The 4,476-nt window shown below is 60.0% G+C and carries 2 protein-coding genes and 1 pseudogene; 1 reads left to right on the top strand and 2 read right to left on the bottom strand.

Features of this window, described 5'->3' with window-relative positions; translation table 11 throughout:
- Both AC1D1Z_RS34410 and AC1D1Z_RS34415 read right to left on the bottom strand, forming a co-directional pair.
- The coding region (locus AC1D1Z_RS34410; RefSeq protein ID WP_477853266.1) for an O-antigen translocase at nucleotides 1–1,298 on the bottom strand (1,298 nt) is incomplete at its 3' end.
- Between the two features lie 80 nt (nucleotides 1,299–1,378).
- A complete protein-coding gene (locus AC1D1Z_RS34415) occupies nucleotides 1,379–2,689 on the bottom strand; it encodes a polysaccharide biosynthesis/export family protein (protein ID WP_131647641.1) in 1,311 nt (436 codons plus the stop codon).
- A 639-nt stretch (nucleotides 2,690–3,328) separates the two neighbouring features.
- On the opposite strand from AC1D1Z_RS34415, the pseudogene AC1D1Z_RS34420 reads away from it, so the two are divergent.
- A pseudogene (locus tag AC1D1Z_RS34420) lies at nucleotides 3,329–4,476 on the top strand (adhesin); the annotation flags it as partial.

Below are 4,476 nucleotides of genomic sequence, written 5' to 3' on the forward strand. Positions count from 1 at the left end.
GACCAGCGAAAACCGGTCAGCTTCCGCACGATCACATAGATCAGGATGCTGTGCCAGACATAGAGGCCAAAAAACGCCATACCGGCTCCTGGCGTACCGAGCAGCGATACGAAGATCCAGGCAAGCCCCACATGCACGACTGCCGCCGCAACCTCCGTCCAGAAGAAAATCGCCTGGGTACGCTTCGCCACGACGATGAAACCCATCGGCCAGGAAATAATCCTCAGCATCATTCCAAGGCAGATCCAGCGCAGAAGATCGACTGCCCCATGAAATTCCGCCGAATAGAACAGGCTCATCATGAGCGGCGCAAGCGTCAAGGTGCCGAGCAGGCCGGGGCCAGCGAGCAGCATGCTGATTTCCGCCTGTTCATTGACCAGCCGATTGCATTCGGCATTGTTCTCGGCTGCCGCAGTCAGGCGCGGATAAAAATCCGTTCCCATCGCCTGCAGGATGAAGCCGGCATAGAGACCGCCAAGGCCCCAGGCCGCCTGGTACAATCCAGCCGCCATGACGCCACCCTCCTTCAGCACGATGAGCCGGATGGCATAAGCTGCGCCGAAGGTCAGAAGCCCGCTTGCCATGAAGACGAAGCCGAGCCTGAGCAGTGCCGACACTTCCCGACCGAACTGGCGCGTGGGCATTGGCGAGGGATGCGGGCAGATCCGCCGGCTGTACCACCAGGTCGGGAGGATTGAGGCAGCTGCAATCACAACGAGGGACGGTGCGATCGCCTGCAGGCCGAACAGATAGATCAGCGGGATGCTGACAGCTGTGCCGATAAGCCCGGCAAGCACGTTGATACGAGCAAGATCGGCAATGCCGCGCAGGCCCTGGATCAATGCAGTCTGCCCTGCAGAGACCAGGCGAAAGAAGATTGCCAGCGACAGCAATGCAATGCCACCGGCATGCTGGTAGTCGCCGAAAGTGAAATTTGAGATCGGGAATGCCAACGCGGCGAGAAGGAGCGCACCAAGCAATCCGAGCACTATCGATATGCGTCTCAGCACTGTTGCTGATCGTGCGATCATTTCTGCGTCGTCGGTGCCCGCAGCTTCGGCAATCTGGCGCACGCCACTGCTGCCCACGCCAAGCCCGGCAATCGCCTGCGCGATATCGAGGATCGACCCGTAAAGGCCCATCAGTCCCACGCCTTCCGGCCCGAGCAGAACAGCCATGGCTTTGTTTCTGACAATGCTGAGTGCGACGTTGACGAGCGAAGACCCGCCCATCAACATCGTCGATTTGAGGATCTGGGTGTAGGTCTGGCTGCTGGGTGGGGTCATGCGCAAAGTCATCGGATGCCCCTAGCCGTTTATTCCGTGCTGGCGTTCAATCGCCCGCCGCAGGGTCGATTGCAGCACATGCATTTTGCGGATCACCGGCTTACCTGACTGACATGCGCCTCTGTCTGAACAGGCACCGCAGCGGCGTCTTCGGACGACGCATCCGTGAGACGGGACTGGGTTACCCTGACCACGTCGCCCGGCGCCAGTTCCGTCGTTTCGGAAGCCTGGAATTGATCGACTTGTCCCTTGTCCCGCCGGCTCACGCTGAAGGTCAGCGGGAGTTCTTCATCGCGGTTATTCACGTTAGGGCCGGTCGACAGTTCTCCGAGAAGCAGTTGTTGCGTGGTGTCGCGCTTCAATTTGAGCTGATCGAGATTGGCCTTTTCCGCCTGCACTTCGGAAGCGATCTCGCTCCGGCGGGTGTCGGAAAGTCCCTCGAGATTGCGCGTCGTCTCGTTGATCGCCTGGCGGCCCCGCATGATGGCCGTCACGAGGTCGAGCCGGTCGGAGCGATAGGTGGTGAGCAATCGTTCCAGATCCATCTGGCGTGAAGTGATCGTGAGGCCCTTCTGGACCAGCGTCTTCACGCTCGTCAGTTGCTCTTCGACCGACCGGATATTGTCATCCGAGCCTTTCAGCTTTTCTTCCAGTGTATCGATTTCCGCCGTCAAGAGATTGCGCAATTCGGCGAGAGCCACCGACTGCTTGTCCAGCGCGTTTGCACGAGCCTGAAAAATGACCCGCTCCTCCTGGTAGAGACTCTCGGCATATTGCCGATCGGCAGCCGGCGGCTGATCGAAGACGATCTCCTTCGCGCCGGCCATTTCCGTTTGCAGACGCGCGAGCTTTGCCAAGCTGCGCAGCAGCGAGTGGTCGATTTCCCGCAAGTTGCCGACAAGAGTGATCGTCTGCGATCGCTGCTGTGCCGGCGCCCGCAACGGGCCGCCGCTCATGGCCAGGGATTGCAGGACGCTGAGACCGGAGTGAAACTTATATTCTCCCGGCGCCATCACATCTCCGACGACGTAAATAGACGGATAGTCGATAATGTCGATGGTCACCGCAGGTGTCTGGGCCAAACCCATCTTTGCCTGAAGGCGCTTGCCAATCTCGTTGGTGAGGCTGGCATTGTCCAGACTTCCAACCGACAGCGACCCCAGAAAGGGCAGGGAGACTTCACCTGCATCTGAAACCGTATATTCGCCGCCAATCGCATCCCATCGCTCAAACTGGCCCTTGGACGGCATCCATTGGACGACCGTCAGGCGGATTTTTGTTTGCGGAGCCAAAGGGGCGCTATCGGCGAGAGCCGGCGACACGGCTCCGGCAAGAAAGACGAGTACGCTGATGACAAACGTGGCGCGAAAGAACGGGTGAGGGGCACGGTGCGATAGATTCATTACATGTCTCGCCTTCAAAACATCCTTCAACGGACGCTGGTCCAATGCCTTAAGCGCTGTTCGAACGCCGGACGCTAAGCCCGAAACCAGATCGCTAGTGTGCAGCCTTGCGAAGCCTTGAGGAAGGTGGAGGTCGTTTACTTTGCCTAATCACAATTGATGAGGTGGGGAGAGTGCTTAAGCCTCAATCGAGCAGAAACACATATCTTCGGCGCGACACAGGGCGTCGCCTCGGGTGCGCTAGCCTCGAAGAACCGCAATCCCCTGCGGCAGAGCCTTTATGCTCGCATCGCCAAATTTTGCCGGACGACGATATTGACCGGCGGCGGCGCCTTTCGTTCGACAACTCGAAGCAGCGCCAGCGGTGCGGCACAAGGCCGTTCTCGTGCCAGATCTTGACGACCGAATACGCCGCCATCTCAGCCGCCTATGCGGCTTCAAGCCTTGCACAGCAAGCGGCAAATCTTCGCGCGTCTTATCCATCACGTGGGCGTGCAACAAGGCCGGTTGCCCAAAGGATGCCGCCTGTAGAGCGAAAGGCGTAGCATATACTCTCTCATTTTTCGACTACAATTCAGGGCCGCGTATCGAGCGGTCCTCATAGATTCGATCCTGATAATCTCGCGGGAGGTGCCTGCCATGTATCGCAACGCTCGTCGGTGGACCTCGCGCTCACTCCTGGTGGATTCGTTGATTCCCGGATGGCTGACCATCGGCGGCAAGGGAAGGCCGCGCAAGCCTGCCGAAAGGCACGAGGACAGTGCTCAACTTGCGGCATCCGTGCAGACCGCGAATGGAATCAAATACGGTACCCTTGTCGACAATCCCCCCAACAACGCGGCGCTCAACGAACATGACGCTGGACATAGAGTGGGCGTGATCGGTGAACCGGACCCTCGGGCCGATATCACTCGCGTACCGCCGCCCTTGCCCGCCGCTTTCGCAACAAATCGCGAGATGGGGGGGCGAAGCCGTGGGACTGCCGCGTCTGTGTTGCCCGCCCACACGCCTGGTTTTGCAGGTCTCGAGCGGAACGCGAACGGAGTTGCATTCGGGGCTCAATCGTCCCTTTATCGCACCTACGCTGGAATGAGCCTCATAGGTGATGATCCTCTCGCTGCGTATCTGCCGCAAAGCCCTGCAACGACAGTTTCGGGGCAGGGTTCTGCTGCGGTGACGGGCGAGCTTGCGCACTCAGGCAAGGTCGTCATTCTCGAATCGAGCCCGTCAGCGCAGGCGACGACGCACCAGGCTGGCGCTAATTCGCTGGCGTTTGGCATGCCCTTTGGTGTGTGCGGATGCGGCTACTTTACCTCCCCCACGCGGATTCTCGATTGGGCCCATGGCGGCGCCTTGCTTCAGCGAGATGGTCAGTTGCCGGGAACAAGGCTGACCGAAGGGCCGGACTATGTGGAGACGATCAAGAAGGCCATCGGCGCCTCGGTCAGCGACCCGCTTCTCGATCGTAGCCTGTCTCCTCTCTCGGGCTGGCGCGGAACCGCAACGTGGGCAGAATCAACGGCCTTGAACGGATCGTTGCCCGGCGGCGGAGAGACCGGAAAGGGCACCACCACGAAGGGTGTCGGCAGCCTTTCCGGCTCGGTGACGACGCCGCCTCAACCTTCTGCGCAGCGCTCGTTGACGACGCAAAATCTGGCGGCCGCTGCGGCGGCGGCCAGCAACGCGATTGTGCTGGAAAACCAGAAGCAGGGCAATCCGGAGAGCGAGTGGGGCATCGACGGTGCCGGCAGCACCAACATCGAAGGGTTTGCGACCGACATCAGCGT

The sequence above is a fragment of the Rhizobium sp. P1_E1 genome (assembly GCF_056406015.1).